At 73.7% G+C, this 24,325-nt stretch carries 27 protein-coding genes; 20 read left to right on the forward strand and 7 right to left on the reverse strand.

The genetic code is table 11. From position 1 onward, the window contains the following. Nucleotides 1–115: 115 nt before the first annotated feature. The 4 genes from AH6_RS45300 to AH6_RS13675 are packed head-to-tail and all read left to right on the forward strand — an operon-like array spanning nucleotide 116 to nucleotide 4,755. On the forward strand, nucleotides 116–1,705 hold the full coding sequence (locus AH6_RS45300; protein ID WP_067479241.1) for a prenyltransferase/squalene oxidase repeat-containing protein: 1,590 nt from the start codon (nucleotides 116–118) through the stop codon (nucleotides 1,703–1,705). Then, the gene (gene uppS / locus AH6_RS45305) at nucleotides 1,702–2,394 is read left to right on the forward strand and encodes a polyprenyl diphosphate synthase (RefSeq protein ID WP_067479243.1); all 693 of its coding nucleotides are present in this window, start codon (nucleotides 1,702–1,704) and stop codon (nucleotides 2,392–2,394) included. The genes AH6_RS45300 and uppS overlap by 4 nt, the downstream gene beginning before the upstream one ends. A 5-nt stretch (nucleotides 2,395–2,399) precedes the next feature. Continuing rightward, nucleotides 2,400–3,371 carry a terpene synthase family protein gene (locus tag AH6_RS13670; RefSeq protein WP_157431447.1) on the forward strand — a complete coding sequence of 324 codons (972 nt, stop codon included), beginning with the start codon at nucleotides 2,400–2,402 and terminating at the stop codon, nucleotides 3,369–3,371. Next, nucleotides 3,331–4,755 (forward strand): protoporphyrinogen/coproporphyrinogen oxidase, encoded by a 1,425-nt coding sequence (locus AH6_RS13675; protein ID WP_083982757.1) that lies wholly within the window; start codon nucleotides 3,331–3,333, stop codon nucleotides 4,753–4,755. Before AH6_RS13670 ends, AH6_RS13675 begins: the two co-directional genes overlap by 41 nt. Before the next feature lie 6 nt (nucleotides 4,756–4,761). Here the strand turns inward: AH6_RS13675 and AH6_RS13680 are convergent, their stop codons facing one another. After that, nucleotides 4,762–5,637, reverse strand: coding sequence for a hypothetical protein (locus AH6_RS13680; RefSeq protein WP_067479249.1), 876 nt, complete (start codon nucleotides 5,635–5,637; stop codon nucleotides 4,762–4,764). After that, on the reverse strand, nucleotides 5,634–6,167 hold the full coding sequence (locus tag AH6_RS13685; RefSeq protein WP_067479251.1) for an RNA polymerase sigma factor: 534 nt from the start codon (nucleotides 6,165–6,167) through the stop codon (nucleotides 5,634–5,636). The genes AH6_RS13680 and AH6_RS13685 overlap by 4 nt, the downstream gene beginning before the upstream one ends. Nucleotides 6,168–6,358: 191 nt before the next feature. Here AH6_RS13685 and AH6_RS13690 point away from each other — a divergent pair, with 191 nt between their 5' ends. Then, entirely contained in the window at nucleotides 6,359–6,841 is a 483-nt protein-coding gene (locus AH6_RS13690; RefSeq protein WP_218005811.1) for an SRPBCC family protein, read from the forward strand. A gap of 11 nt (nucleotides 6,842–6,852) precedes the next feature. Here the strand turns inward: AH6_RS13690 and AH6_RS13695 are convergent, their stop codons facing one another. Then, the gene (locus AH6_RS13695) at nucleotides 6,853–7,761 is read right to left on the reverse strand and encodes a GlxA family transcriptional regulator (protein ID WP_067479253.1); all 909 of its coding nucleotides are present in this window, start codon (nucleotides 7,759–7,761) and stop codon (nucleotides 6,853–6,855) included. Between the two features lie 7 nt (nucleotides 7,762–7,768). Then, entirely contained in the window at nucleotides 7,769–8,353 is a 585-nt protein-coding gene (locus tag AH6_RS13700) for an isochorismatase family protein (RefSeq protein WP_067479256.1), read from the reverse strand. Between the two features lie 164 nt (nucleotides 8,354–8,517). Here AH6_RS13700 and AH6_RS13705 point away from each other — a divergent pair, with 164 nt between their 5' ends. Next, nucleotides 8,518–9,303 (forward strand): DeoR/GlpR family DNA-binding transcription regulator, encoded by a 786-nt coding sequence (locus AH6_RS13705; protein WP_083982759.1) that lies wholly within the window; start codon nucleotides 8,518–8,520, stop codon nucleotides 9,301–9,303. Between the two features lie 7 nt (nucleotides 9,304–9,310). On the opposite strand, the gene galK is transcribed toward AH6_RS13705, so the two are convergent. Next, nucleotides 9,311–10,441: a galactokinase gene (gene galK / locus AH6_RS13710; RefSeq protein WP_067479258.1), complete on the reverse strand. Its 1,131-nt coding sequence runs from the start codon at nucleotides 10,439–10,441 to the stop codon at nucleotides 9,311–9,313. A 105-nt stretch (nucleotides 10,442–10,546) separates the two neighbouring features. Here galK and AH6_RS13715 point away from each other — a divergent pair, with 105 nt between their 5' ends. The 7 genes from AH6_RS13715 (at nucleotide 10,547) to AH6_RS13745 (ending at nucleotide 18,106) form a co-directional block, all read left to right on the forward strand. Then, complete coding sequence (locus tag AH6_RS13715; RefSeq protein WP_067479260.1) at nucleotides 10,547–11,353, forward strand: DeoR/GlpR family DNA-binding transcription regulator; 807 nt, start codon at nucleotides 10,547–10,549, stop codon at nucleotides 11,351–11,353. Nucleotides 11,354–11,426: 73 nt separating this feature from the next. After that, nucleotides 11,427–12,512 carry an ABC transporter substrate-binding protein gene (locus tag AH6_RS13720; protein WP_067479263.1) on the forward strand — a complete coding sequence of 362 codons (1,086 nt, stop codon included), beginning with the start codon at nucleotides 11,427–11,429 and terminating at the stop codon, nucleotides 12,510–12,512. 115 nt (nucleotides 12,513–12,627) lie between these two features. Continuing rightward, nucleotides 12,628–14,259 carry a sugar ABC transporter ATP-binding protein gene (locus AH6_RS13725; RefSeq protein ID WP_245679302.1) on the forward strand — a complete coding sequence of 544 codons (1,632 nt, stop codon included), beginning with the start codon at nucleotides 12,628–12,630 and terminating at the stop codon, nucleotides 14,257–14,259. A gap of 1 nt (nucleotide 14,260) precedes the next feature. Next, entirely contained in the window at nucleotides 14,261–15,229 is a 969-nt protein-coding gene (locus AH6_RS13730; RefSeq protein WP_067479265.1) for an ABC transporter permease, read from the forward strand. After that, a complete protein-coding gene (locus tag AH6_RS13735) occupies nucleotides 15,226–16,239 on the forward strand; it encodes an ABC transporter permease (protein ID WP_067479267.1) in 1,014 nt (337 codons plus the stop codon). The genes AH6_RS13730 and AH6_RS13735 overlap by 4 nt, the downstream gene beginning before the upstream one ends. After that, nucleotides 16,236–17,306 (forward strand): galactose-1-phosphate uridylyltransferase, encoded by a 1,071-nt coding sequence (gene galT / locus AH6_RS13740; protein ID WP_067479270.1) that lies wholly within the window; start codon nucleotides 16,236–16,238, stop codon nucleotides 17,304–17,306. Before AH6_RS13735 ends, galT begins: the two co-directional genes overlap by 4 nt. Nucleotides 17,307–17,347: 41 nt before the next feature. Continuing rightward, nucleotides 17,348–18,106, forward strand: a complete 759-nt coding sequence (locus AH6_RS13745) for an arginase family protein (protein ID WP_067479272.1) — start codon at nucleotides 17,348–17,350, stop codon at nucleotides 18,104–18,106. A gap of 19 nt (nucleotides 18,107–18,125) precedes the next feature. On the opposite strand, the gene AH6_RS46600 is transcribed toward AH6_RS13745, so the two are convergent. Beyond that, the gene (locus tag AH6_RS46600) at nucleotides 18,126–18,254 is read right to left on the reverse strand and encodes a hypothetical protein (protein ID WP_281180228.1); all 129 of its coding nucleotides are present in this window, start codon (nucleotides 18,252–18,254) and stop codon (nucleotides 18,126–18,128) included. Nucleotides 18,255–18,295: 41 nt separating this feature from the next. After that, on the reverse strand, nucleotides 18,296–19,066 hold the full coding sequence (locus tag AH6_RS13750) for a GAF and ANTAR domain-containing protein (RefSeq protein ID WP_157431448.1): 771 nt from the start codon (nucleotides 19,064–19,066) through the stop codon (nucleotides 18,296–18,298). 115 nt (nucleotides 19,067–19,181) lie between these two features. Here AH6_RS13750 and AH6_RS13755 point away from each other — a divergent pair, with 115 nt between their 5' ends. The 7 genes from AH6_RS13755 to fliN all read left to right on the forward strand — a co-directional run bounded on the left by AH6_RS13755 (nucleotide 19,182) and on the right by fliN (nucleotide 24,323). Continuing rightward, a complete protein-coding gene (locus AH6_RS13755; RefSeq protein ID WP_067479275.1) occupies nucleotides 19,182–19,928 on the forward strand; it encodes a GAF and ANTAR domain-containing protein in 747 nt (248 codons plus the stop codon). A 140-nt stretch (nucleotides 19,929–20,068) separates the two neighbouring features. Further along, nucleotides 20,069–20,332, forward strand: coding sequence for a flagellar FlbD family protein (locus AH6_RS13760; RefSeq protein WP_067479277.1), 264 nt, complete (start codon nucleotides 20,069–20,071; stop codon nucleotides 20,330–20,332). Beyond that, on the forward strand, nucleotides 20,332–21,099 hold the full coding sequence (locus tag AH6_RS13765; protein WP_067479279.1) for a motility protein A: 768 nt from the start codon (nucleotides 20,332–20,334) through the stop codon (nucleotides 21,097–21,099). The genes AH6_RS13760 and AH6_RS13765 overlap by 1 nt, the downstream gene beginning before the upstream one ends. After that, the gene (locus AH6_RS13770) at nucleotides 21,099–21,992 is read left to right on the forward strand and encodes a flagellar motor protein MotB (protein ID WP_067479281.1); all 894 of its coding nucleotides are present in this window, start codon (nucleotides 21,099–21,101) and stop codon (nucleotides 21,990–21,992) included. The genes AH6_RS13765 and AH6_RS13770 overlap by 1 nt, the downstream gene beginning before the upstream one ends. A 30-nt stretch (nucleotides 21,993–22,022) precedes the next feature. Next, nucleotides 22,023–22,499, forward strand: coding sequence for a flagellar basal body-associated FliL family protein (locus tag AH6_RS13775; protein ID WP_067479283.1), 477 nt, complete (start codon nucleotides 22,023–22,025; stop codon nucleotides 22,497–22,499). Between the two features lie 145 nt (nucleotides 22,500–22,644). Continuing rightward, nucleotides 22,645–23,604 (forward strand): flagellar motor switch protein FliM, encoded by a 960-nt coding sequence (locus AH6_RS13780; RefSeq protein WP_083982763.1) that lies wholly within the window; start codon nucleotides 22,645–22,647, stop codon nucleotides 23,602–23,604. Further along, complete coding sequence (fliN, locus tag AH6_RS13785) at nucleotides 23,601–24,323, forward strand: flagellar motor switch protein FliN (protein WP_067479285.1); 723 nt, start codon at nucleotides 23,601–23,603, stop codon at nucleotides 24,321–24,323. Before AH6_RS13780 ends, fliN begins: the two co-directional genes overlap by 4 nt. Nucleotides 24,324–24,325: the final 2 nt, after the last annotated feature.

Consider the following 24,325-nt stretch of genomic DNA (forward strand, 5'->3'; position numbering starts at 1 on the left):
GGGGGGTGGGGCGGGAGGTTCATTCGCTGGAAGGGGGGCTTCGATGTGGCTCACGGGTGGTGGCGCGCGTGCGCAGTGGCCGGGTTCGTACCGGCCTGAGGGACTGGATGAAGGGGTGGCGCGCCTGCGTGCGCGTCTGACGGCACGGGTGGGGCCGGAGGGCGCGATCCGCGACCGGTGCCGCAGCCGCGTCCTGGAATCGGCGCTGGCATGGAAGCTGCTGGACGGGGCCGACGCCGACACCGGCCAGGCCCGGGAACGCCTGGAGCACTACCTGCGCGGACGCTGGAACGGCGGCGACGCCCTGGAGCAGGTGATGGTGGCCGCCGTGCTCGGCGGCGACGCCGAGCTGCCCAAAACGCTGCTGCAACGGACGCTGGAGCGGGCACCGTCGTTCACCGAGGCGCGCAAGCGCACGTTCCTGCAAGCCCTGATGATCGTTCTGACCGGCGACGCCCGGCCAGTGGGGGAGTACCGGCCGGAACGCGCCGCGTTCGCGCTGAAAGGGCTGCACCCCTGGGCCGCCGTGCAGGTGACGGCCGTCAAGGTCGTGCTGGCCGTGGCGGCGGGCCGCCGGGACCTGGTCGAGCCGGGCGACGTCGCGCGCCTGACGGCCACCCAGCGCGGCCCGCGCACCTGGGAGGGCAACGTCCTGATCCACCTGTGGGTGCTGCACGCCCTGCGCCGCCTCACCGGTTGGGAGGAGTTCCGCGGCCTGGAGCAGCTCGTCGCCACCGGCACCGCGCGCGTGCTGGAGCACCAGCGACACGACGGCGGCCTGCCGTTCGTCACCGACGTGGACACCTGGTGCACCGCCACCGGCGGGGTCGCGCTGGCCGCCGCCGGGGCCCCGCAGGTGTTGTTGCGGCGCGTGGGCGGGCACCTGGCGCGACGCCAGCTGCTCGACGGCGGCTGGTCGTTCACCGATCACGCCGCCGTCACCGACGTCGACGACACCGCCGTGGCGTTGCAGTTCCTCCAGACTTGCGGCGTGACGGCCCCCTCGCGGGTGGTCGAGCTGGGCTGGCAGACGCTCGCCCGGGTGCGCGGAACCGACGGCGGCTACCCCACCTACGTGTCCGGCGCCCCCTCCGAGGCGAGCATGACGGCGGCGGCCCTGGACGCGCTGACTCCGCAACCCCACCGCCACGTGGAAGCCCTCCGCACGGGCCTGCGGTTCCTGGTCGGCCAGCAGCAGGCCGACGGCTCGTTCCCGCCCGACTGGAGCGCCAGCCGTTGGCACACGGTGTTCCGCGTCGTGCTGGTGGCCACCCGTCCCGGCCTCCCCCGGGTGCCCGGCGCGGGGCGCATGGTGGAACGGGCCGTGCGGCTGGCCCTGGACGCCCAGAACGCCGACGGCGGCTGGGGCCAGCAGGAAGGCGACCCCAGCGACCCGCTCAGCACCGCCTACGGCCTCATCACCGTGTGCGCGCAGGACGGCCCGCAGCCCGCGACGGCCGCCGCGCAGTACCTGCTGAGCCTCCAGCAGCCCAACGGCACCCTGCCGTCCGCGCCCGACTCGATCGGGCCCCGACCGCTGGTGTTCAACGTCCCGCTGCTGACCGACATCTTCGCCCTGCAAGCCCTGGCCCACCTGGCCTGCCGCTTCCCGCCGCCGGACCGCGCACGTCCCGACGCACCCCGCGCCGTCATCAACCCGCCCCGCTACGACGGCGCGCCGGCCCTCCCCGGAGGACGCCCGTGACAGCGACGGCCGGACCCCGCGCCGCGCAGATCCCCGCGCACCTCGGCATCATCCCCGACGGCAACCGCCGCTGGGCCCGGCAGGCCGGCGTCCCGGTCATCGAGGCGCACCGGCGCGGCGCGGCCCGCACGACCCAGGTGCTGAGCTGGGCCGAGCAGGCCGGGGTGCGGGCGGTCACGGTCTGGGCGCTGTCGCTGGACAACCTGGCCCGCGCCGGTGAGGTGGACGACATGCTCGCCGTGATCGGCGAGCTGGCCGACGCCGTCGCCGCCATAGGCCGCTGGCGGCTGAGAGTGCTGGGCGACCTGACCCCGCTGAACGGCCACGCGCTGTCCACCGCCCTCGACCAGGCGATGCACCAGACGCAGGACGCGCAGGACATGACGGTGAACCTGGCGGTCGGCTACGACGGCCGCCACCAGATCCTGTCCGCCGTCGCCGACCTGCTGGCGCGCGGTCGGCCGCCCACCCCCGAGGCCGTGGAGGACGCGCTGGCCGCACGTGGCGAGACGCCCTGCGACCTGATCATCCGGACCTCCGGCGAGTACCGGCTGTCGGGCTTCCTGCTGTGGCACAGCGCGCGGGCCGAGCTGTACTTCACCGACCGGCTGTGGCCCGACTTCTCGCAGCAGGACATGGACGAGGCGTTGGAGACCTACGCCCGGCGCGAGCGCCGGTTCGGGCGGTGACCACGATGCCTTCCGACGCGTTCGTGCTGGACCACCTGGCGTCGCTGTTCCCACCCGCCCGCCGCCACCCGCGCACCGCCGACATCGAGGCCGACGTCCACGCCTGGGCCGCGGCGCACGCCCTGGACTCCAGCGGCACCACGGGCGGCGGCCTGGCCCGTCGCGGCGTCGGACACATCGTCGGGTCCTGCATGTCCGAGGCGTCCCTGCCCATCGCGACGCTGACCGCCCGCTACCTGGCATGGGTGTTCGTCTTCGACGACCAAGTGGCCGAGAACGCACGCCTCCTGGGCACCTACCGCAGCCGGGCACCCGAGAACGTCCTGCGCGGCGGCCCCGCCCCCGAGGACGACGCCCTGCTGACCGCCCTGGCCGACCTGCGCGAGCAGATCATCGGCTGCGGCGGCGCATGGTTGCTGCCCGAGCTGTCCGACCACCTGGCCGCCTACCTGGCGGCCTGCGCGCGCGAGGCCCCCTGGCGCGCCGACGGGCAGGTCCCGCCGCTGACCGACTACCTGCACGACCGGATCGCCACCTCCGGCGGCCACGCCCTGCACCTGCACCGCCTGGACTTCCCCAGGAACCTCGGCGGCCTGCCCCCGCACCTGCTGGAGCTGGCCGACCTCGCCCATCTCATCGGCGGCCTGGTCAACGACCTGATCGGCTGGGACCACGACCAGCGCCACCACGATCCGGTCAACCTCGTCACCGTGCTGGCCCACCACTACGGCCTGCCCGTCCCGGCCGCGCACCGCGCCGCCGTGGTCCTGCTGGCGGCCCACAAGCACCGCTTCGACGCCCTCCACGACCGCTTGCGCACCGCCGCGACCTGGTGCGACCCGCACCTGCTGGCCGCCATCGCCGGATGGGTCGACGGCTGCGCCGCCGCCATCACCGCCTACCGCCGCCACGACACCCGCTCCGGGAGCCCCCGCCATGCCGCAGATACCCCGCCCCCGTCCCGTCCCGACGACTGAGCCGCCGGACTCCTCGCCCGCCGTGCTGGTGGTGGGCGCGGGCATCGCCGGGCTGACGGCCGCCTGGCGGCTGAGCCAGGCCGGTGTATCCGTGGAGGTCCTGGAGAAGGAGCGCTGGCCCGGCGGCCGCATGGCCACCCTCGACCACGACGGGTTCCGCATCGAACTCGGCGCGAGCATCCTGGGCACCAACTACACCCGCATGCTCGACCTGATCACCGAGCTGGGCCTCCAGCAGCAGTTCGGCCCCGCCAACACGACCTGCGCCTTCCTGCGCGACGGCCGCGTCCACCACCTGCGCGCCCACCGCCCCGACGACCTGCTGCGCAGCGGCCTGCTCGGCCCGCGCTCCAAGCTGGCCCTGGCCCGGCTCGTGCCCACCCTGATCGCGCAGCGGCACCGCCTGGACTGGCGGACCATGGACCGCAACACCGTCCTCGACCGCTCCAGCGTCACCGAGTACGCGCGCCGCCACCTCACCCCGGAGCTGCTGGAGCAGGTCTGCGAGCCCCTGTTCGGCGGCGGCATCGTCCTCGGCTCGCCCGACGAGCTGGCCGCCGCCGACATGTTCTTCTACGCCGCCAAGCTCCTGGTCCCGCACTTCAACAGCCCGCACGGCGTCGGGCTGCTCACCCGCACCCTGGCCGACCGGCTGCCCGTGCGGCTGGGGGCCGCCGTCAGCGCCGTCCGGCACGACGGCGACGGCGTCAGCGTCACCTGGACCGACGCCGACGGCACCGAGCACACCCGCCATGCCGCCGCCGCGATCGTCGCGGTGCCCGCCCCGCACGTCCCCGGACTGGTCCCCGGCCTGTCCCGGCCCGTCGCGCGGCTCCTGTCGGCCATCCCGTACTCCCGGGGCCTGGTGGTCTCCTTCGGCCTCCGGCACCCGCCGCCCCAGACCGCGCCCATCCTGTTCACGGCCCGCGGCACCAACCCCGACCTGGCCGGGCTGGAACTCCACCACAACAAGATCGCCGGACGCGTCGCCCCCGGCCGCGGCCTGATCACCGCCCACCTCCGCAAGGACAGCGCGCACCGCTGGTGGGACCTGGACGACGACGCCGTCACCGAGCGCACCCTGACCGCCGTTGCCCGCATCTTCCCCGGCATCGACGGCACCGTTCTCACCAGCCACGTCAACCGCCGCGACCCCGCGCTGGTCGTCCGTCCCCCGGGCGGCTACGCCGCCCTGCGCGAGCTGAACGCCCACCTGGAGCACGCCGACCCCACCGTCCAGCTCGCGGGCGACTACTTCGGCCCCTCCAGCACCTACGGAGCCCTGCTGTCGGGCGAACACGCCGCCCGCCGGACCCTGCGCAGGCTCCGCTCGAACCGCCCACCCAGAACACCGGACGCCAAGGGCGACGCCCTCGCCTCCTAAGAGTCCTTACTCGTCGGGAGTGCGCCTGGAGGCGACGTCGAGGGACACCTCGGTCCGGCTCCTGCCGGTCAGCGCGCCGTGCACGTACCAGGAGTCGGGCACCTGGCCGGATTCCAGAGGCCGTTCCTGAGGCTGGGGGTCGCACCTGTCGCCCGTACCGCAGTCGGACGGCGTCCGGCGGTACTTCACGATCGTGACGCCGCGCTGCCCGGCCAGCCGCCGCACCTCGCCGACCTTCCTGCCCTTCAGCGCCACCCCGGCGAGTGGTTCACCGGCGGCGGCCGCGTCACCGCCGATCTCGTACCGTTCGCCGGGCTTGGCGGCCCGGCCGAACAGCAGGTCGACGCGATTGCGCAGGCCGCTCGGGATGCGCACGCCGGGATAGCAGCTGATCTCGCCGCAGGTGCGGTCGCCTTCCAGCGGGGTGACGCGCGGCCGGGCCGTGGTCCTCTCGTCGTAGGCGAGCATCTTGCCGACCAGGCTCGGCGAGACCGGCGCCACCCTCAGCTCGACGTTCAGGCGGTGCGCGGCGAACTGCTTCCGGTAGGTCTGCGGGTCGGCGTCGGGGTCCAGGACACGGACCTCCAGATGGTCGCCGCGTTCAGTGAAGGCCAGCGCCTGGGCCGTGCCGACCCTGGCGGGGCCGTCGCCGTCCGGCCGCACCAGGGTGAGGCCCGTGACGGCGGCCGTCGCCACGATGGTGACGGGGACGCCGACCAGCAGGCGGCGTCGCCAGGTCGTCCGGACGGCGCGCCCGCGCGGATCCGGGGCGGCGGTGACGGCCCGCAGCGCCTGTTCCACCTGCGCGTCGTCGGCGCGCACGTCGCGGGCCGGGTCGTGGTCGGCCAGCAGGGTGCGCAGATGTTCGACGTCGTTGCTCATGCAAGACCTTCCTGGAAGGCGGTGGAGGCGGCGTGGAGGTCGTCGGCCAGCGCGTGCCGGAGTCGTTTGCGCGCCCGGTGCAGCCGCATCGCGGCCGCCGCGTGCGAGCATCCCGCCGCCTCGGCGGCCTGCCGCAGGTCCAGGCCCTCCCAGCACACCAGGAGCACCAGCTCCCGGTCTCGCTCGCCCAGCGCGTTCAGCGCCTCGATCGCCGCCTGCCGGGCCGCGACGGCGGCGGCATGGTCGTCCTGGCCGCCGTGCCGGGCCAGCTCGTCGGCGAGCACGTCGCGCAGGCCGTCGCGGCGCCGGTCCTTGCGGACCAGGTTCGACACGACGTTGCGCGCCGTGGCGTACAACCACGGCAGCGGATCATCGGAGGGGAGCCGGTCCCGTCTCTCCCAGGCGATCCGAAACGTCTCGGCGGCCACGTCGGCCGCCTCGGCGGGGCCCGCACGACGCCACGCGTAGCGCAGCACCGCCTGGTAATGCTCCCGGAACATCCGGGCGAACGCCTCATCGTCGTCGTTCAACCGCTGTCTCCCATCAGCACGGCCGCGCCGTCACTTGATAGATGTCGGCGGCGGTCCTGATTTCACGGCGGCCGGGAAACTTCTCTCCATGCGCGGCCGATGAGTTCCGGTGTCCCGCTTCGTCTGCATCTTGAAGGGTCCTTCCGCGCCTGCGGGAGGGACGAGACGAGGTGCCGAGGAGCGTGCCCGCCGTGGACGAGACCATGACCGCCACCCTGACCGCCACCCTGACCGTCGCCGCGCCCGCCGCGCGGGTGTTCGCCGTGCTGGCGGACCCGACGGCCCATGCCTCGATCGACGGCACGGGCTGGGTCCGCGAGCCCGTCGATCCCGCGCCGCTGACCGAGGTGGGGCAGATCTTCCGGATGGACATGTACCACGCCGACCATCCCGACGGTGACTACCGGGTGGCCAACAGGGTCCAGGTGCTCGACCCGCCGCGCGCCATCGGTTGGTCGCCCGGGGACGAGACGGCGGACGGTGAGCTGCGGTTCGGCGGCTGGACCTGGCGCTACGACCTCGTGCCGCTCGGGCTGTCCCGGACCGAGGTCACGCTCACCTACGACTGGTCGGCGGTGCCGCCGCCCGTCCGGGAGGAGATCCGGTTCCCGCCGTTCGGCCCCGAGCATCTCAGCGACTCGCTGGGCCACCTGGCCAAGCTCGCCGAGGGCTGATCGCGCCGCGCTCAGTCCGCGCGGTCGCGGGCGCGGGCGCGCAGGCGGCGGAGCGTCCGGGCGTCCTGGAAGCCCACCTCGTGTGCGGCGGCCTCCATCGTCGCGCCCTGGTCGAGGAGGTGCGCGGCCTGCTCCATGCGCAGCGCCGTCTGGTAGCCCAGCGGCGTGAGGCCGGTCGCCTGCCGGAACAGCCGCGTCACGGTCCGCTCGCTGCACTGCGCCGTGGCGGCGAGCGCGCGGAGCGGCAGCGGCTCGGTGAAGCGCGACTCGATCAGGTCCTGGAGGCGGTGCACCGTCTCGTCGGTGTGGGACCTGCGCCGCAGCAGCACGCTGACCTGGTCCTCGGAGCCGCTGCGCCGGGCGTGGACGACCATGGCGCGCGCCACCTGGCCCGCCGCGTAGGGGCCGTGCCGCTTGTTGACCAGGTGCAGGGCCACGTCGAGGCCGCTGGCGACCCCGGCCGAGGTGACGACCCGGTCGTCCTCGACGTAGAGGACGTCGCGCTGCACGCGGGCCTCGGGATACAGCCGCGCCAGCTCGTCCTGGACGGTGTGCAGGGTGGTGCAGCGCCGCCCGTCGAGCAGCCCGGCCCGGCCCAGCGCGTCCGCGCCCGCGCACACGCCGACGACCGTCCCGCCGCCCGCGTGGTGGTCGCGCAGGCGGCGGAGGGTGCCGTCGCCCGGGATCCGGGCGGGGCCGCGCCAGCCGGGCACGACGATCAGGTCGTCGGCGTCCAGCTCGGGCCAGGTGAGCTCCGCGCTGACGGGCAACCCCTGCACGGTGGCCACCTGCCGCTCCTCGGACACGTAGTGGAGGGCGTGCGGGTACCCCAGGTCGTCGGCGGCGGTGAAGACCTGGGCCGGGCCCGCCAGTTCGAGCAGGTGCACCCGGGGGACGAGCAGGAAGGCCACGCGCGTCATGGGGCTCCTAGACGCCGGTCAGCTCGTCGACGGTCCTGATCGAGGCGAACCGTCCGGCCAGGGCGTAATGGGTGCGGGTGATGATGTCCTCCGAGCTGAGCGTGTCCGGGTCGTCCAGGAGTTCGGCGTAGGAGAGGTCCTCCGGCGCGTCGGGGCGGGGGATGGGGCTGGTCGCGGTGGCGTCGATGGCGAAGTCGACCTCGAAGCCCAGGTCGGAGGCGAGCCGGGTGGTGGTCTCGCAGCACTGCTCCGTCCGGATGCCGCAGATGGTCAGCTTGCGGACGCCCTTGGCGGTGAGGCGCTGGTGGAGGTTGGTGGTGGTGAAGGCGTTGTGCGCGGTCTTGGTCAGGATCGGCTCGTCCTGGCGCGGGTGCAGCCCCTCCATCAGCCGGACGTACCCGCGCGCCGGGTCGAACACCGTGCCCGCGCCGGGACGCGAGCCGAGGATCCAGATCACCTGCTGCCCCCGTTCCCGTGCCGACTCGACCAGCCGATTGACCTGCCAAACGATATTCGGCTGGGACACGTGCTCCCAGTCGGGCAACATCTTGAAGGACTCCTGGACGTCGATGACGATCAGCGCTGTGCTCATGCGTCCAGCCTGCTGACGGCGGCGGCCCCGGCAGAAGGCTTCGCCAGGTCAACAAGCGGACCGATCCGGACACCGGCACGCTCGTCGCCGTTATTGATCTCCACGGCCGCCGGGTCTGGCATCATCGGCGGGGTTCGGGGGTCACGGCGCTGGGGTGGGTTGGTATGGCGGGTCGTCCTGGGTTCGCGGCTGAGCGCCGCCAGCGGTTGCTGGAGCTGGTGCGGGCCAACGGCGCGGTGTCGCTGCGCGAGTTGTCGGCGGTGTTGCAGGCGTCGGAGGCCACGGTCCGGCGCGACATCCGGGCGCTGGAGGCCGAGGGCCTGCTGGACCGGCGGCACGGCGGGGCCATGGCACCCGGCGGGTTGTCGTGGGAGCCGTCCTACCGCGACAAGGCCAAGGTCGCCTCGGCCGAGAAGGCGGCGATCGCGCGGCTGGCGGCGGAGCTGGTGGACGAGGGCGACGCCATCGTGATCGGCGCGGGCACCACCACGCGGGCGCTGGCGCGGGAGCTGCTGGGCTGCGGCTCGCTGACGGTCGTGACCAACTCGCTGCTGGTGGCGCAGATGCTCGCGCAGGCGCGGGGCGTGGAGGTGGTGATGACCGGCGGGTCGTTGCGCGGGTCGATCCACGCGCTGGTGGGCGGGGCCGCCGAGCAGACGCTCGCGGGCCTGCGGGTGCGGCGGGCGTTCATCTCCGGCAACGGGCTGAGCGCCGAGCGGGGCCTGTCCACGCCCAACATGCTGGTGGCCGGGGTCGACCGGGCCCTCGCCCGCGCCGCCCGCGAGGTGGTCGCGCTGGTGGACCACACCAAGGTCGGCGTGGACACCATGTGCCAGACCGTGCCCGCCGACCAGATCACCCACCTGATCACCGACTCCCACACCCCGCCGCAACAGCTGGCCCCCTTCCAGACCATGGGCGTGGACGTCCGCGTCGCGCCCGCCGACTGACACCGGCTCAGAGCAGCCGGGACGCCCCGGCGGACGGGACGGCGGTGTGCACGTGGGGAGCCTGCCATCCGCGCTCGGCGAAGGACTTCGTCACCGCCGTGATCACCTCGGCGGTCCTTCCGGTGTCCGCGAGCAGCAGGACCGAGCCGCCGAAGCCGCCGCCCACCATCCGGCCGCCGTGCGCGCCCGCCTGGAGCGCGGCGGTCACGGCGACATCCGCCTGCGGCCAGGAGACCTCGTAGTCGTCGCGCAGAGAGGTGTGTGACCCGGTGAGGACGGCCCCCAGCTCCTTGCCCGGCCGCGCCGTCGCCCGCAGCAGCTCCACGGCCCGCTCCACGCGGCCGTTCTCGGTGACGACGTGCCGGACGCGCCGCCGCAACATGGCGTCCGGCAGGGCCCGCAGCGCCCCGTCGAGATCATCGACGTCGCGGAGCGCGGGCACACCCAGCAGCGCGGCCGCGCGCTCGCACTCGGCCCGGCGGTCGCCGTAGTCCGCGCCGGTCAGCGCGTGCGGGGCGCGGGTGTCCACGACCAGCGCGGCCAGGCCGCCGAGCGGCAGCGGGACGTGCTCGGACCCGCCGGTGCGGCAGTCCAGCAGCAGCGCGTGCCCCGCCGTGCAGAGCAGGGACGCCGACTGGTCCATGATCCCGCACGGCACGCCCACGAACCGGTTCTCGGCCGCCTGGCAGATCCCCGCCAGGTCCCGGCGGTCGATCGTGACGCCGTGCAGCTCGCACAGCGCGAGCGCGGTGGCGCATTCCAGCGCCGCCGACGACGAGAGCCCGGCGCCCTGCGGCAGGTCGGCGTCCACCAGCACGCTGGCCCCGCCCACGCCGTGCTCGCGCAGCGCCCAGGCCACGCCCGCCGGATAGGCCGCCCAGCCGGTGACCGACCCGGGCGCGAGATCGGCCGTGCGCGCGGACACGACACCGGCCCCGGCCTGCCGCGACGCCAGTTCCAGCACGCCGTCGTCGCGCCGGGCGGCCGCCACCGTGACGCCCATGCCCGTCGCGAAGGGGAGGACCAGGCCGTCGTTGTAGTCGGTGTGCTCGCCGATCAGGTTCACCCGGCCCGGAGCCCGCCAGGCGGTGTCCGGCGAGCGCCCGTACAGGGTGGCGAAGCGGTCGGTGATGGACACGGGACTCCTCGGGGGTGGTGCCCCGGGCCGCAGGGGGCCCGAAGCTGCGCGGCAGGATTCTGACAGAATCGCTCAAGATCTGTCACTAGCGAACCGGAGGCTCCCATGGCCGGTGCGGGTTTCCCCGCCGCGCGCAGGCGGCACATCCTGGAGGCCGTACGCGGGAAGGGGTGGGTGGCGCTGCGCGAGCTGGCCGCGACGGTCGGCGGCTCGGAAGCGACTCTCCGGCGGGACGTGCGCCTGCTCGCGGCCGAAGGGCTGCTGGAGCGGACGCGCGGCGGCGTCCGCCTGCCCGCCACCCTGGCCCGCGAAGCCTCCTACCAGCAGAAGACGCAGGTGGCGGCCGAAGCCAAGGACGCCATCGCGGCTGCGGCGGCCCGCCTGGTGGAGGACGGCGACGCGATCGTCCTCGGCCCCGGCACCACCACCGAGCGGCTGGCCGCGCACCTGGTCGTGCGGCGGCGGCTGACCGTCGTGACCAACTCGCTCCCGGTCGCGCAGACGCTCGCCGCCGCCTCCGGCGTGGAGGTGGTGATGACCGGGGGCGTGCTGCGCGGATCGATCCTCGCGCTGGTCGGCGCCGCCGCCGAGCAGTCGCTGGCGGGCCTGCGGGTGCGCGCCGCGTTCCTGTCGGGCAACGGGCTGACCGCCGAACGCGGGCTGTCCACGCCGAACATGGACGTCGCGGTGGTCGACCGGGCGCTGGCGGCGGTGGCCACCGAGGTCGTCGTGCTCGCCGACGCCACGAAGGTCGGCGTGGAGGCCGTCCACCCGACGGTGCCACCCGAGGCGATGGCGGCGCTGGTGACCGACGTCCCCGACGGCTGCCCGGAGGTGGCCGCGCTGGCGGACCGGGGCGTGCGCGTCGTGACCGCCCGACCGGCTGAGGCCATCGGTTCTGTCGTTATCTGATCGATATTGACAGAAAGCGAGCGCCGATGGCTGAATTGCGGGCACCCACCCCGGTTCGTGAAAGGACCCGACCATGGTCAAGCCCCCGCGTCGCGGCGCTCGCCTGAGGGCCGTGCTGGCCGCCTCGTCCGTCGCGCTGCTCGCCGTGTCCGGCTGTGCCAAGTCCGAGGACGGCGGCGACGCCGGCAAGGATCAGGGCGGCCAGGGGCAGCAGGCCGTGCAGTCCACCGCCGCGGCGGGCCCGACCTGCTCGCTCGACAAGTTCGGGGGCGAGAAGTTCGACCTCAAGAGCGCGGTGGTCGGCTTCTCGCAGTCGGAGAAGGAGGCCAACCCGTTCCGCATCGCCGAGACCGGCTCGATCAAGGCCGAGGCGGGCAAGATCGGCATCTCCAAGCTGCGCGCCACCAACGCCCAGTCCCAGTTCAGCAAGCAGATCAGCGACGTGCAGCAGCTCATCGCGCAGGGCGCGAAGGCGCTGGTGATCGCGCCGCTGAACTCCGACGGCTGGGAGCCGGTGCTGCGCCAGGCCGCGGCCAAGAAGATCCCGATCGTCACCGTGGACCGCAAGATCAACGGCACCCCGTGCCAGGACTACCTGACCTTCATCGGCTCGGACTTCGTGGAGCAGGGCAAGCGCGCCGCCGACCAGATGATCAAGGCGCTGGACGGCAAGGGCAAGGTCGCGATCCTGCTCGGCGCGGCCGGCAACAACGTCACCACCGAGCGCACCCAGGGCTTCAAGCAGCAGATCCAGGCCAAGGCCCCCGGCATCCAGGTCACCTTCGAGCAGACCGGCGAGTTCGCCCGCGAGAAGGGCCAGCAGGTCACCGAGCAGCTCGTGCAGAGCCACCCCGACATCGACGCCATCTACGCCGAGAACGACGAGATGGCCCTCGGCGCGGTGACCGCGCTGAAGGGCGCGGGCAAGAAGGCGGGCGACGTCAAGATCGTGTCGGTGGACGGCACCCGCGCCGCCGTGCAGGGCATCGTGGACGGCTGGATCCACGCGGTGATCGAGTCGAACCCGCGCTTCGGCCCGCTGGCCTTCCAGACGTTGCAGAAGTTCCTCGACGGCGAGGGCATCCCGGAGAAGGTCATCATCAGCGACCGCGAGTACGACTCCGCCAACGCCAAGGAGTCGCTGGCGGGCGCGTACTAGACCCCGCCCGGCCGGACCCACGTCCGGCCCCCGACCCCGTCACCTCTCCGCACCGGCGGGCGGCCCCCACCTCCCGGGCCGCCCGCCGATGCGGAGTCCCCCGCCTGGAGTGGCCGTGTCCCCATCCGATCCCGCCGTCCCGGACGAGCCGCTCATCGAGGCCACCGGCATCGTGAAGCGGTTCCCCGGCGTCCTCGCGCTCGACGACGTCTCCTTCGACCTGCGCCCCGGCGAGGCGCACGCCCTGGTGGGGGAGAACGGCGCGGGCAAGTCGACCCTGCTGAAGGTGCTCACCGGCGTCTACCGGCCCGACGCGGGCAGCCTGCGCGTGTGCGGCGAACCGGCCGCCTTCTCCGGCCCCATGGACGCCCAGAACGCGGGCGTCCAGGCCATCCACCAGGAGATCGGGCTCGTCCCCCTGATGAGCGTGGCCCGCAACCTGCTCCTCGGGCGGGAGCCGCGCACCAGGCTCGGCCTGCTCGACATGCGCGCGCTGCACCGCCGCGCCGCCGAGCTGCTCGAACCCTACGGCGTGCGCGTCGACGTGCGCCGCCCGCTGCGCTCGTTCGGCGTCGGCACCCAGCAGATGGTGGCGCTGGCCCGCGCGGTGTCGGTGGACGCCCGCGTCGTCGTCATGGACGAACCCACCAGCTCGCTGGAGCCCCGCGAGGTCGAGACGCTGTTCGGCGTGATCGACCGGCTGCGCGCGCAGGGCATCGCGGTCGTCTACGTCAGCCACCGCATGGACGAGCTGTTCCGCGTCTGCGACCGCGTGACCGTCCTGCGCGACGGCAGGCTCGTGCACACCGGCGCGCTCGCCGACCTGGACCGGCTGCGGCTGGTCTCCCTCATGCTCGGCCGGGACGCGGCGGAGGTCCGCGCGCACGGCCTCACCAAGTTCTCCGGCGACCACGAACGCGCCGACGACGCGCCGGTGCTGGAGGCGCGCGGCCTGACCCGCCGCCACCAGCTCCACGGCGTGTCGGTGACCGTGCGGCCCGGCGAGGTCGTCGGCCTCGGCGGCCTGCTCGGCTCGGGCCGCAGCGAGACCGCCAAGGCCATCGCCGGGGCGCTGCCCACCGACGGCGGCACCGTCGTCATCGCCGGGACCGAGCTGCGCCGCCCCACCACCGCCCGCTCGACCCGGGCCGGGGTGGCGCTGCTGCCCGAGGACCGCAAGGCCGAGGGCATCGTCCCGACGTTGTCGATCCGCGACAACATCGCGCTCGCGGCCCTGCCCGCCCTGTCGCGGGCCGGGCTCGTCTCCGAGGCCCGCATCGACCGGATCGTCGAGACGTTCATGACGCGGCTGCGCATCAAGGCGTCCTCGGTGCAGCAGCGGGTCGGCGAGCTGTCGGGCGGCAACCAGCAGAAGGTGCTGCTGGCCCGCTGGCTCGCGACCGGCCCCAAGGTGCTGCTGCTGGACGAGCCGACGCGCGGCATCGACGTCGGCGCGAAGGCCGAGGTACAGACGCTGATCGACGAGCTGGCGCAGGAGGGCCTCGGCGTGCTGCTGATCTCCTCCGACCTGGAGGAGCTGGTCGAGGGCTCCGACCGCGTGGTCGTGCTGCGCGACGGCGCGGTCGCGGGCGAGCTGACCGGCGACCAGGTCACCGAGCAGGGCGTGATGGCCGCCATCGCCACCGCGCCCGCCACGCCGCCCACCACCGAGCCCGCCGCCGGACCCGGAGCGGGGGAGGGCCCGGCCCGCCCCGCCGAGGACGCCCCGTCACCGGGAGAGGACTGATATGTCGCAAGCGACCGCGGCCCCCGCCCGGCCCGCGCTCGACCGGAGCCGCGCGCTGGCCTGGCTCCAGGACTACGGCGTGTACCTCGCGGTGGCCCTGCTGCTGCTGTTCAACGCCCTGTTCACGCCGCACTTCCTGGAGGTCGGCAACTTCCGCACGCAACTGGTGCAGGTCGCGCCGATCGTGATCGTCTCGCTCGGCATGGCGCTGGTGATCGGCACCGAGGGCGTGGACCTGTCCGTCGGCTCGGTGATGTCGCTCGCCGCGGCCGTGTCGGTGCTCTACCTGGGGTACGGCGTAGCCCCGGCGTTGCTGATGGCGCTGGTGGCGGGCGCGTTCAGCGGCGTCGTCGGCGGGTCGCTGGTCGCCTTCGTGGGCGTGCAGCCGATCGTGGCGACGCTGGCGCTGCTGGTCGGGCTGCGCGGCCTGGCCAACGTCCTGGTGCCGCAGCTCAAGGAGTTCCGCGACCCGGCCCTGCTGTCGCTCGGCAGCGACGCGGTCCTCGGCGTGCCCTACGTGGTGCTCGTGGCCGCCGTGGTCGTCGCCGTGGTCGGGTTCCTGATGCGGCGCACCACCTTCGGCCGCCGCCTGGTGGCGATCGGCGGCAACCGCCGCGCCGCCGAGCTGTCGGGCCTGCCGGTGCGGCGCGTCCTGGTGACGGTCTACGCGCTGTCCGGCGTGCTGGCCGCCGTCGCGGGCGTGCTGGCCACCGCGCGCCTCCAGGCCGCCGACCCCACCTCGCTCGGCCTGTTCATGGAGCTGTCGGCCATCACCGCCGTGGTGGTGGGCGGCACGCCGCTGACGGGCGGGCGCGTGCGGGTGGCGGGCACCGTGATGGGCGCGCTGCTGATGCAACTGCTGACCTCTACCCTGACCAAGCACGACCTGCCCTCGTCCTGGAACCAGATGGCGCAGGCCGCCATCATCCTCGTCGCCGTCTACGCAGCCCGGGAGAGGACGACCCGATGACATCGCTGACCACCGTCCCCGCGCCGATCGGGGAGGCGGCGTCCCCGCCGGGCGCCTCCCGCGCCGAGCGTGCCGGGCACCTGCTCCAGCAGCACGGCGCGGCGATCGTGCTCATGCTCGTCGTGGCGGTCGCCTCGCTCGCCTTCGACGGCTTCGCCTCCGGCGGCAACCTCGCCAACCTCGCGGTCAGCTCCTCGTTCGTGGCGATCCTCGCCGTCGGCATGACCTTCGTGATCATCACCGGGGGCATCGACCTGTCGGTGGGCTCGCAGTTCGCGCTCGGCGGCGTGCTCGCCGCCTGGGCGTCCCAGTACGGCTGGCTGGCCGCGCTCGCCCTGCCGCTCGCGGTTTGCGGAACCATCGGACTGGCTCAGGGCTGGCTCATCGCCCGGACCGGGATGGCCCCGTTCATCGTCACGCTCGCGGGCCTGCTCGGGGCGCGCGGGCTGATGCTGGCGGTCTCGGACGAGGGCTCCAACACCTACCTGGTCAAGAGCTCGACGTTCGCCGAGTTCGGGCAGGGCGAGTTCCTCGGCCTGGCCTACCCCGTCTACGTCGCCCTGGTGCTGTTCGGGCTCGGCGCGCTGCTGCTGCAACGTTCCCGCTTCGGCCAGAACACCTTCGCCATCGGCGGCAGCGAGGACTCCGCCCGCCTCATGGGCGTCCCGGTGGCCCGCACGAAGATCACGGTCTACCTGCTGACCGGGCTGCTGGCGGGGCTGGCGGGCGCGCTGAACGCCGCCCGGCTGTCCTCGGGCGTCACGATCCTGGGCGTCGGGATGGAGCTGGACGTCATCGCGGGCGTGGTCATCGGCGGCACCCTGCTCACCGGCGGGGCGGGCTCGTTGTCGGGCACGCTCGCGGGCGTCCTGCTGCTCGGCACGATCCAGAACGTCATCAACCAGATCGGCAGCCTGACCTCCGCCTACCAGCAGGTCGTCAGCGGCGCGTTCCTCGCCGTCGTGGTCGTCGTGCAGCGCTACCTGAGCCGGGTGCAGCGGCTGACATGACGGCTCCCGGAACCGGGGACGACGTCCTCGACGCGCACAGCACGGCCGTCCCGCTGGCCGACGGGCGCGAACTCATCTACTTCGACGACGGGCCGGGCCACGACCGCTCGGCCCCCGACCAGCGTGTCCTGCCCGCCCGGGACATGCGCTCCGAGGTCCGCTACGACCCGATCAGCGGCGACTGGGTGACCATGGCGGCCCACCGGCAGTCCCGGACCCACCTGCCCGGCCGGGACGAGTGCCCGCTGTGCCCGTCCGCGCCCGGACGGCACGGCGAGATCCCGGCGTCCGGCTACCACGTGGTGACCTTCGAGAACCGCTTCCCCTCGCTCGGCGGCCCGCCTGCCGGGGGCCGCTGCGAGGTCGTGTGCTTCACCGACGACCACGGCTCGTCCTTCTCCCACCTGCCGGAACGCAGGCTGGAGACGCTCGCGCGGGCGTGGACGCACCGGACCCGGAAGCTCGCCGAGCTGCCCGGCGTCGAGTACGTCTTCGTGTTCGAGAACCGGGGCGACGAGATCGGCGCGACCCTGCAACACCCGCACGGGCAGATCTACGCCTACCCGTTCGTTCCGGCGCGCGTCGCCCGCGCGCTGGACATGGCGCGGTCCTACCGGGCGGAGCGGGGCGGCTGCCTGTTCTGCGCCGTCGTGGCGGCGGAGAGCGCCGCCGAACGCGTCGTCGCGCGGACCGACCGGTTCGTCGCGTTCGTCCCTGAGGCGGCGCGCTGGCCGTACGAGGTGCACATCTACCCGCACCGGCACGCGACCGGCCTGCCCGACCTCCAGCCGGACGAGCGCGCCGAGCTGATGGTCCTCTACCGCGACGTCCTGCGCCGCTTCGACCACCTCTTCGACGCCCCCGCGCCGTACGTGGCCCACCTCCAGCAGGCCCCGGCGGGCCCGGACGCCGAGCTGGCGCACCTCTCGGTGCGGATCTTCACGCCCCGCCGGGCCGAGAACAAGCTGAAATACCTGGCGGCTAGCGAGTCGGGCGCGGGCGCGTTCATCAACGACGTGCTGCCCGAGACGGCCGCGCGCCATCTCCGCCGGGCGGGTCGGGCGTAGCGGTGCGGGTGGGGCGGCGCGCACCGGAGTAGATTGGTGGGATGGCGGTGCTCGTTGTGCCCTATCACCAGGACAAACGGCTGATCGACGGGTGCGTTCCGCTCCCGTCCACCGGCGACGTGCGGGTCCTGGAGCCGGAGTTGCCCGAAGGCGACATCTGGCAGCGGCTGGCCGCGCTCGACGACGCCGTGGCGGACGAGGTCGCCGCGGCCCTCGGCGAGGGCGGGCCGGTGGCCGTGCTGTCGGGGGACTGCCTCGTCGCGATGGGCGTGCTGGCGGGGGCGCAGCGGGCCGGGTTGCGTCCCGGCGTCATATGGTTCGACGCGCACGGCGACGTGCACACCCTCGAAACGACGACCTCCGGCTACCTGGGCGGCCTGTCGTTGCGGCTGCTCCTGGGCGCGCACCCCGGACTGCTGGCGGAGCCGCTCGGCGTGGAGCCGGTGACCGAGGACCGGACCGTCCTGGTGGACGCCCGCGACCTCGACCCGCCGGAGGAGCGGTACCTGCGGACCAGCATGATCCGGCGCGGCCACGTGGCGGACGTGGCGTACGCGTCGCTGCCGGAGGGGCCGCTGATCGTGCACGTGGACGTCGACGTGGCCGACCCCGGCGAGCTGCCCGGCCTGCTGATGCCGTCGCTGGGCGGCCCGTCGGCCGCCCAGGTGGTCGCGGCGGTGGACCGGATCAGGGAGACCGGGCGGATCGGCGTGCTCAGCGTCGCCTGCACGTGGCACCCGACCGGTCGGGACGACGTCCGCCGGGCCCGCGAGGAGCTGCTGCGCGGACTGCTCGGCTGAGCGCCGGGCACCTCCGCGTTCAGGAGTCGGGAGCCTGGTTGAGGGGGCCGGCCTCGGGGGAGCCGTTGATGACGGCCTGGGCCAGGTCGGTCGCCACCCGCGCCGCCGTCACCCGCTGCTCCGGTCCCGGTATCGAGACGGTGCTCATGGTCGAAACCCTACCTTTCGCCCGCGGAGGGCCATGATTCACTACCTCGGGGTCGTGTCGGGGTCGAAGCGCAGGGTGCGCGCCACCACCCGCGCCGCGACCCGGGTCACCGGGACATCGTGGGCGAAGGCGTAGGCGCGAAGCCGCGCCAGCGCCTGCTCCACCGTGCACTTGAGCTGCACCGACACCATCCCCGCCGCCTGGTGCACCTCGGCGCCCAGCGCCAGCCAGTCGGCCGCCATCACCTCCTCGCCCCACTCCGCGCCGTTGGAGACGTCCCCGCCGGAGTGGACGCGGACGGTGGCCGGCTGGTCGAGCAGCAGCGTCACCGCCGCGTCGGCCAGCAGCAGCGCGTCGCGGTACTGGGCGGCGTCCAGCGGTCCCGGGCTGTCCCGGCAGGCCACCAGCACCCCGATCCTGGCGGTCCCGGTCAGCAGGGGGAACGCGAACGCCGCGGCGACATTGCCGGCGTGCGCGGCGGCGGTGAACAGCGGCCAGCGCCGCTCCGACTCGGCGTCGCCCAGATCGGCGGCCAGCACCGGGCCGCCGACCAGCGCCGCCTCCACGCACGGCCCGTCACCACTGGTCAGCTCGGCCTCCAGCAGCTCGCGGCCCAGCTCGCCCCGGGCCTGCACCGGCTCCAGCCGCCCGTCGTCCAGCAGTGACACCCCGACGCCGTCGGCCGCGAGCACCCGCATGCACACCACGCACACGTCGACCACCGACATCGGTTCGCCGCGAACCTGCGCGCTGTCGGCGATCAACCTCCACACGCGCTCCTGGCGCTGGCTGACCATCGCGGGACCACCCACTGATTGAGAGTCTCTCCCTAACCTAAGCCTTCCGGTCCGCGCACCGGGCTCCGTCCCGTCCCCTACCGCCGGGTGGCGCGCCGGGGACGGCGCCAACTGCTCGTGGGCTGGGGGGATGGACAGGCAGGAGCAGGCGTGGCGGCTGGTGACCGCACACGCGTCCGCGAACGATCGGCCGGTGTCGGTGCAGCAGGTGTGCCAGGCGGCGGTGCCGGTCCTGGGAGCCGACGGGTACGGGGTCACGCTGGTGGTCGGCCCGCAGATACGCGAGCGGGCCTGCGCCTCCGATCCCGTCGTGATGCTGATCGAGGAGAACCAGCTCGCCAGCGGGGAGGGCCCCCGCACCCAGGCCGACACCGACCTGGCCCCGGTCGTGGTCCCCGACCTGGCCGCCGTCCGCGACCGGTGGGCCGGCTTCGTCCCGCCCGTGCTCGCGGCTGGCGTGCGCGCGATGTTCGCCTTCCCGCTCCAGGTGGCGGGCGTCCGCATCGGCGCCCTCGACTTCTACTACCACCGGCCGGGGCCGTTCTCGGCCGGCCAGCTGGCCGACGCCGGAGCGTTCGCCGCGATCGCCGCCCGCGTGGCCTTCCGCACCCACCCCGCTCCGGCGGCGCTGGCCGCGCTGCCCGCCGACCGGCCGCCGCACGGGTACCCCGCCGTGGTGCACCAGGCCGCCGGGATCCTCGTCGCCCATCTGGACGTCGAGGCCGCCGACGCCCTGGTGCGGCTCCGCGCCTACGCCTACCTGCACGACCAGTCCCTCACCGGGCTCGCCCGAGCCGTCCTGGACCAGCGCGTCACCACCACCGACGACGAGTTCACCGACCACCGGACCGAACTGGACCGCGACCATGACGCCTGAGTAGCCGCCTTTCACCGGGTTCCGGCGGCTTCCTCCCCGCAAGAGCCTCAGGCGGGCGCGGCGGCGGCCGATGGATGGTGCGACGGTCTCCCGCGCGGCGGGCGGCCGATGCTGCCGACCGACTCCAAGGATGGAACCCGGTGATACTTCTGACCCGCCTCAACGGGCCGGCGTTCGCGTTGAACCCGGACCTGGTCGAGCGTGCCGACGAGACGCCCGACACCGTGATCACGCTGGTGGACGGCACCAAGTACCTCGTCGAGGAGTCCCTGGCCGAGTTCGTCGCCCTGCTGCGCCGCTACCGCGCCGAGCTGCTCGCCGACGCCGAGGTGCTCATCTCCTCCGGCGCCCAGCGCCCCGCCGATCCGGGCCGCGTGGTCCGGCTCGCCCCCAGGGAGCGCTGATGGACCTCGCCACCATCGGCGGCATCGTCATCTCCCTCGGCGCGATCATCCTGGCGATGATCCTGGAGGGCGGCAACCCGACCTCCATCCTGCTGATCCCCGCCATGGTGCTGGTGATCTTCGGGACGCTCGGCGCGGCCATGGCCGGCGGCGTGCTCGGCGACACCCTCGGCATCTTCAAGCAGATCGTGCGGGCCTTCACCGCCAAGCCCGTGGCCGGCACCGAGCTGGTCGACGCCATCGTCAAGCTGGCCGAGCGCGCCCGCCGCGAGGGCCTGCTGGCGCTGGAGGACGCGATCAAGACGGTCGAGGACCCCTTCCTGCGCCGCGGCCTGGAGCTGGCCATCGACGGCACCGACCCCGAGGAGCTGCGCGAGATCCTGGAGGCCGAGGTCGACGCCAAGCGCCGGGCCGACAAGTCCGGCGCCAAGATCTTCGCCGACATGGGCGGCTACGCCCCGACGATCGGCATCATCGGCACCGTCATCAGCCTGGTGCACGTGCTGGAGAACCTCGACAAGCCCGAGCAGCTCGGCCACATGATCGGCGGCGCGTTCGTCGCGACGTTGTGGGGCGTGCTGAGCGCCAACGTGATCTGGCTGCCCATCGGCAGCCGGCTGAAGCGCCTCAGCGAGCTGGAGTGCGCCCAGATGGAGCTGGCGATCGAGGGCGTGGCCAGCATCCAGGCGGGCACCAACCCGCGCCTGGTGTCGCGCAAGCTGAAGAGCCTGCTGCCGCCCGGGAAGGCCGCGGAGAAGGCCGCCTGATGAGCCAGGCCAGAGGGCGCGGCCGCCGCCGGGACGGCCACGAGGAGGAGCACGAGAACCACGAACGCTGGCTGGTCACCTACGCCGACATGCTGACGGTGCTGATGGCGCTGTTCATCGTGCTGTTCGCCATGAGCCAGGTCGACCAGACCAAGTTCGAGAAGCTGCGCGCCAGCCTGGCGATGGCGTTCGGGCAGGAGTCGGTGGCCTTCGACGCCCAGGGCAAGGCCCTGGCGGGCGAGGCGGGCGGCTCCGACACCTCCCCGGCCGACGTCACCGTCGGCCAGCCGCAGGACGCCAAGACCAAGGAGGCGGCCAAGCAGGCGGTGGCCGCCGCTGAGCGGGCCCGCGCGTCGGCCGGGCAGCGCGACGCCAAACGCGAGGTGGACGAGTTCGACAAGATCAAGAAGCGGCTCCAGGCGTCGCTGGCCCGCCAGGACGCCGCCAACAAGGTGCGGTTCCGCATCGACGAGCGCGGGCTGGTGGTGACCGTCGTCACCGATTCGGTGGTGTTCGCCAACAACCAGGCCGTGCTGCTGCCCGCCGGGCAGCGGATCGTCGACACCATCGCGCCGGAGCTGAGACCGCTGCCCAACGGCGTCGAGGTGGACGGGCACACCAACCGGCTGCCGGTGGTCTCGGGCCCCTACCCCTCCAACTGGGAGCTGTCGACCGCCCGCGCCTCCACCGTGGTGCGGCGACTGGCGGGCGACGGGATAGCCGCGCGGCGGCTGACCGCCACCGGATACGCCGACCAGAAGCCGCTGCACCCCTACGGCGACGACCAGGCGATGGAGCTGAACCGCCGCGTGGAGATCGTCGTGAAGTCCCGGCTGCCCGCCGAGACCCGGACCCTGCTGCCCTCGGCGGCGGGCCAGCTGCCCACCGGCTGAGGCCGGACCACAGGATCAGGAGAGGACACCATGGCCGCGACCGCCAAACTGTCGGCCGCCCCGGACGCCGACAAGGCCGCCGAGGGCGGCGGCAGGTTCAGGAAGAAAAAGAAGCTGATCATCATCGGCGGGGCCGTCGGGCTGCTCGTCGTGGCGGCGGCCGTCTACCTCCTGCTGTTCTCCGGCGGTGAGGAGAAGAAGGCCGAGCCCAAGCCCGGGGCCGTCGTGGCGCTGGAGTCGATCACCATCAACCTCCAGGACGGGCACTACCTGAAACTGAAGCTGGCGCTCCAGGCGACCGCCGAGGCCCATGAGCCGCCGGAGGGCAGCCGGGCCCAGGACCTGGCCGTGGACGCCTTCAGCAACCGGACCATGACCGAGCTGACCGCCGACAAGGCCCGCCAGCAGCTCAAGGAGGACCTGCTGAAGAAGGTCAAGAAGGCCTACAACGCCGACGGGGCCGAGGAGGTCATGGACCTGTACTTCACCGAGTTCGTGATGCAGTGATCTTCCACCTCCGGTGAACCGAACGCCGTTCGGCCGCTGGGCGGGCACCCCGCCCGGCGGCCGGACCGGCGGCCGTCGGTACTTCGGGCATGCCCGATTCCGGCTTTTACTCAGGCCCGCACTCTCCCCGCCGATCGGAGAGCGCGTGAGCCAGTCAACGTCTTCAGCGGCTCCGCGCCTGGTGGGACGGACCTCGCGCCGAGCCAAGTCATCCGAGCCGCAGCTCTACGACTTCCGCCGCCCGATCAAGCTGTCGCGCGAGCACATCCGCACGCTCCAGATCGCCTACGAGACCTTCGCCCGGCAGTACGCGACGCTGCTGACCTCCACGCTGCGCGTGGTGGCCCAGGTGTCGCTGGTGTCCATCCAGCAGCAGACCTACGACGAGTACATCTCGGCGCTGTCCAGCCCGACCGTGCTCGCCACCGTCACCCTGGACCCGCTGCCCGGCACCGCGATCATGGAGTTCTCGCTGCCCACGGCGATGGCGACCATCGACCACCTGCTCGGCGGGCCCGGCGGGCCGCAGCCCGAGCGGCCGCTGACCGACATCGAGACCCCGCTGCTGCGCGAGCAGCTCACCCGCGGGCTGGACGAGCTGCGCTACGCGCTGGAGTCCCTGGTCGCGGTGCGGCCACGGCTCGGGGCGATCGAGTACAACCCGCAGTTCGTGCAGGCGTGCTCGGCCGCCGACGCGGTGATCGTCGCCTCCTTCGAGATGCGGATCGGCGCCGAGGAGTGCCTGGCGACGATCTGCCTGCCGTTCGCCTCCATCTTCCCCAAGCTCCAGGGCGACGACGGCGACGTCGCCGTCACCCCCGCCCAGCGCCAGGCCCGCGACGAGGCCCAGCGCAACGTCGCCACCGCCCTCGGCGCGGCCCCCATCGAGGTCGCCGTGCGCTTCGGGCCGGTCCGCATGCGATCCGAGCAGATCGTCGAGCTGCGGCCCGGCGACGTCGTGCCGCTCGGCCACGCGGTGTCCGCGCCGCTGGCGGTCACCGCCGCCGACATCACCTTCGCGCACGCCGTGCCGGGCAGCCACGGCCCCCGCCTCGCCTGCCTTGTCGTGCCCACGCCGCACCACGAAAGGGACAGCCAGCGATGACCACGCTGAACCAGACCGCCCGCGCCGACCTCGCCCGCGCCGCCGCGCAGGCCACCCTCACCACCCTGCCGATCGGCGCCCCGCTGCGCCTCGGCCAGGTGACCGCCGAGCGGCCCGCGAGCACCCCCGCCGGGCAGGCCGTCTGCGCCCGCTTCTCCGGCGCGGTGACCGGCGAGGTCGCCGTGGTCGTCGGCCAGGACCTCGTCGACGCCCTGCGGCAGAGCCCGCTCGGCGAGCTCGACCCCGCCCAGGCCCTCCAGGGCGCGCTGGAGGCCGCGGCCAAGACGCTCGGCCCCGTCGTGGTGGACCCCGGCCAGACCGCCGACCCCGAGGTCGGGCTCGGCGCGCTCGCCGCCCGCGGCGAAGCGCTGTACGTGCCGCTGCTGGAGGGCGAGGAGGTCCGCGCGCTGCTCGCGCTCGTCGTCACGCCGTGGCCGGCCCCCGCGGGCGCCCAGGCCCCCGCCGACCCCGGCGGCGCCGCCGCCCGCTTCGACCTGCTGCACGAGGTCGAGATGGAGGTGACCGCCGAGCTCGGCCGCACCCGCATGACCGTCCGCGAGCTGCTGTCGCTGGCGCCCGGCGCGGTGGTCGAACTCGACCGCGCCGCGGGCAGCCCCGCCGACCTGCTGGTCAACGGCCGCCTCATCGCCCGCGGCGAGGTCGTGGTCATCGACGAGAACTTCGGCATCCGCGTCACCGAGATCGTCTCCCCCCAGTAGGA

Source organism: Actinomadura hibisca NBRC 15177 (assembly GCF_001552635.1).
Classification (GTDB): Bacteria; Actinomycetota; Actinomycetes; order Streptosporangiales; family Streptosporangiaceae; genus Spirillospora; species Spirillospora hibisca.

Bases quoted from the DNA above. Each gene is read 5' to 3' on its own strand.
- AH6_RS13670 (WP_157431447.1), top strand. From the start codon at position 2,400: ATGCCTTCCGACGCGTTCGTGCTGGACCACCTGGCGTCGCTGTTCCCA.
- AH6_RS13675 (WP_083982757.1), top strand. From the start codon at position 3,331: ATGCCGCAGATACCCCGCCCCCGTCCCGTCCCGACGACTGAGCCGCCG.
- AH6_RS13680 (WP_067479249.1), bottom strand. From the start codon at position 5,637: ATGAGCAACGACGTCGAACATCTGCGCACCCTGCTGGCCGACCACGAC.
- AH6_RS13695 (WP_067479253.1), bottom strand. From the start codon at position 7,761: ATGACGCGCGTGGCCTTCCTGCTCGTCCCCCGGGTGCACCTGCTCGAA.
- AH6_RS13700 (WP_067479256.1), bottom strand. From the start codon at position 8,353: ATGAGCACAGCGCTGATCGTCATCGACGTCCAGGAGTCCTTCAAGATG.
- AH6_RS13705 (WP_083982759.1), top strand. From the start codon at position 8,518: ATGGCGGGTCGTCCTGGGTTCGCGGCTGAGCGCCGCCAGCGGTTGCTG.
- AH6_RS13715 (WP_067479260.1), top strand. From the start codon at position 10,547: ATGGCCGGTGCGGGTTTCCCCGCCGCGCGCAGGCGGCACATCCTGGAG.
- AH6_RS13720 (WP_067479263.1), top strand. From the start codon at position 11,427: ATGGTCAAGCCCCCGCGTCGCGGCGCTCGCCTGAGGGCCGTGCTGGCC.
- AH6_RS13730 (WP_067479265.1), top strand. From the start codon at position 14,261: ATGTCGCAAGCGACCGCGGCCCCCGCCCGGCCCGCGCTCGACCGGAGC.
- AH6_RS13735 (WP_067479267.1), top strand. From the start codon at position 15,226: ATGACATCGCTGACCACCGTCCCCGCGCCGATCGGGGAGGCGGCGTCC.
- galT (WP_067479270.1), top strand. From the start codon at position 16,236: ATGACGGCTCCCGGAACCGGGGACGACGTCCTCGACGCGCACAGCACG.
- AH6_RS13745 (WP_067479272.1), top strand. From the start codon at position 17,348: ATGGCGGTGCTCGTTGTGCCCTATCACCAGGACAAACGGCTGATCGAC.
- AH6_RS46600 (WP_281180228.1), bottom strand. From the start codon at position 18,254: ATGAGCACCGTCTCGATACCGGGACCGGAGCAGCGGGTGACGGCGGCG.
- AH6_RS13755 (WP_067479275.1), top strand. From the start codon at position 19,182: ATGGACAGGCAGGAGCAGGCGTGGCGGCTGGTGACCGCACACGCGTCC.
- AH6_RS13765 (WP_067479279.1), top strand. From the start codon at position 20,332: ATGGACCTCGCCACCATCGGCGGCATCGTCATCTCCCTCGGCGCGATC.
- AH6_RS13770 (WP_067479281.1), top strand. From the start codon at position 21,099: ATGAGCCAGGCCAGAGGGCGCGGCCGCCGCCGGGACGGCCACGAGGAG.
- AH6_RS13775 (WP_067479283.1), top strand. From the start codon at position 22,023: ATGGCCGCGACCGCCAAACTGTCGGCCGCCCCGGACGCCGACAAGGCC.
- fliN (WP_067479285.1), top strand. From the start codon at position 23,601: ATGACCACGCTGAACCAGACCGCCCGCGCCGACCTCGCCCGCGCCGCC.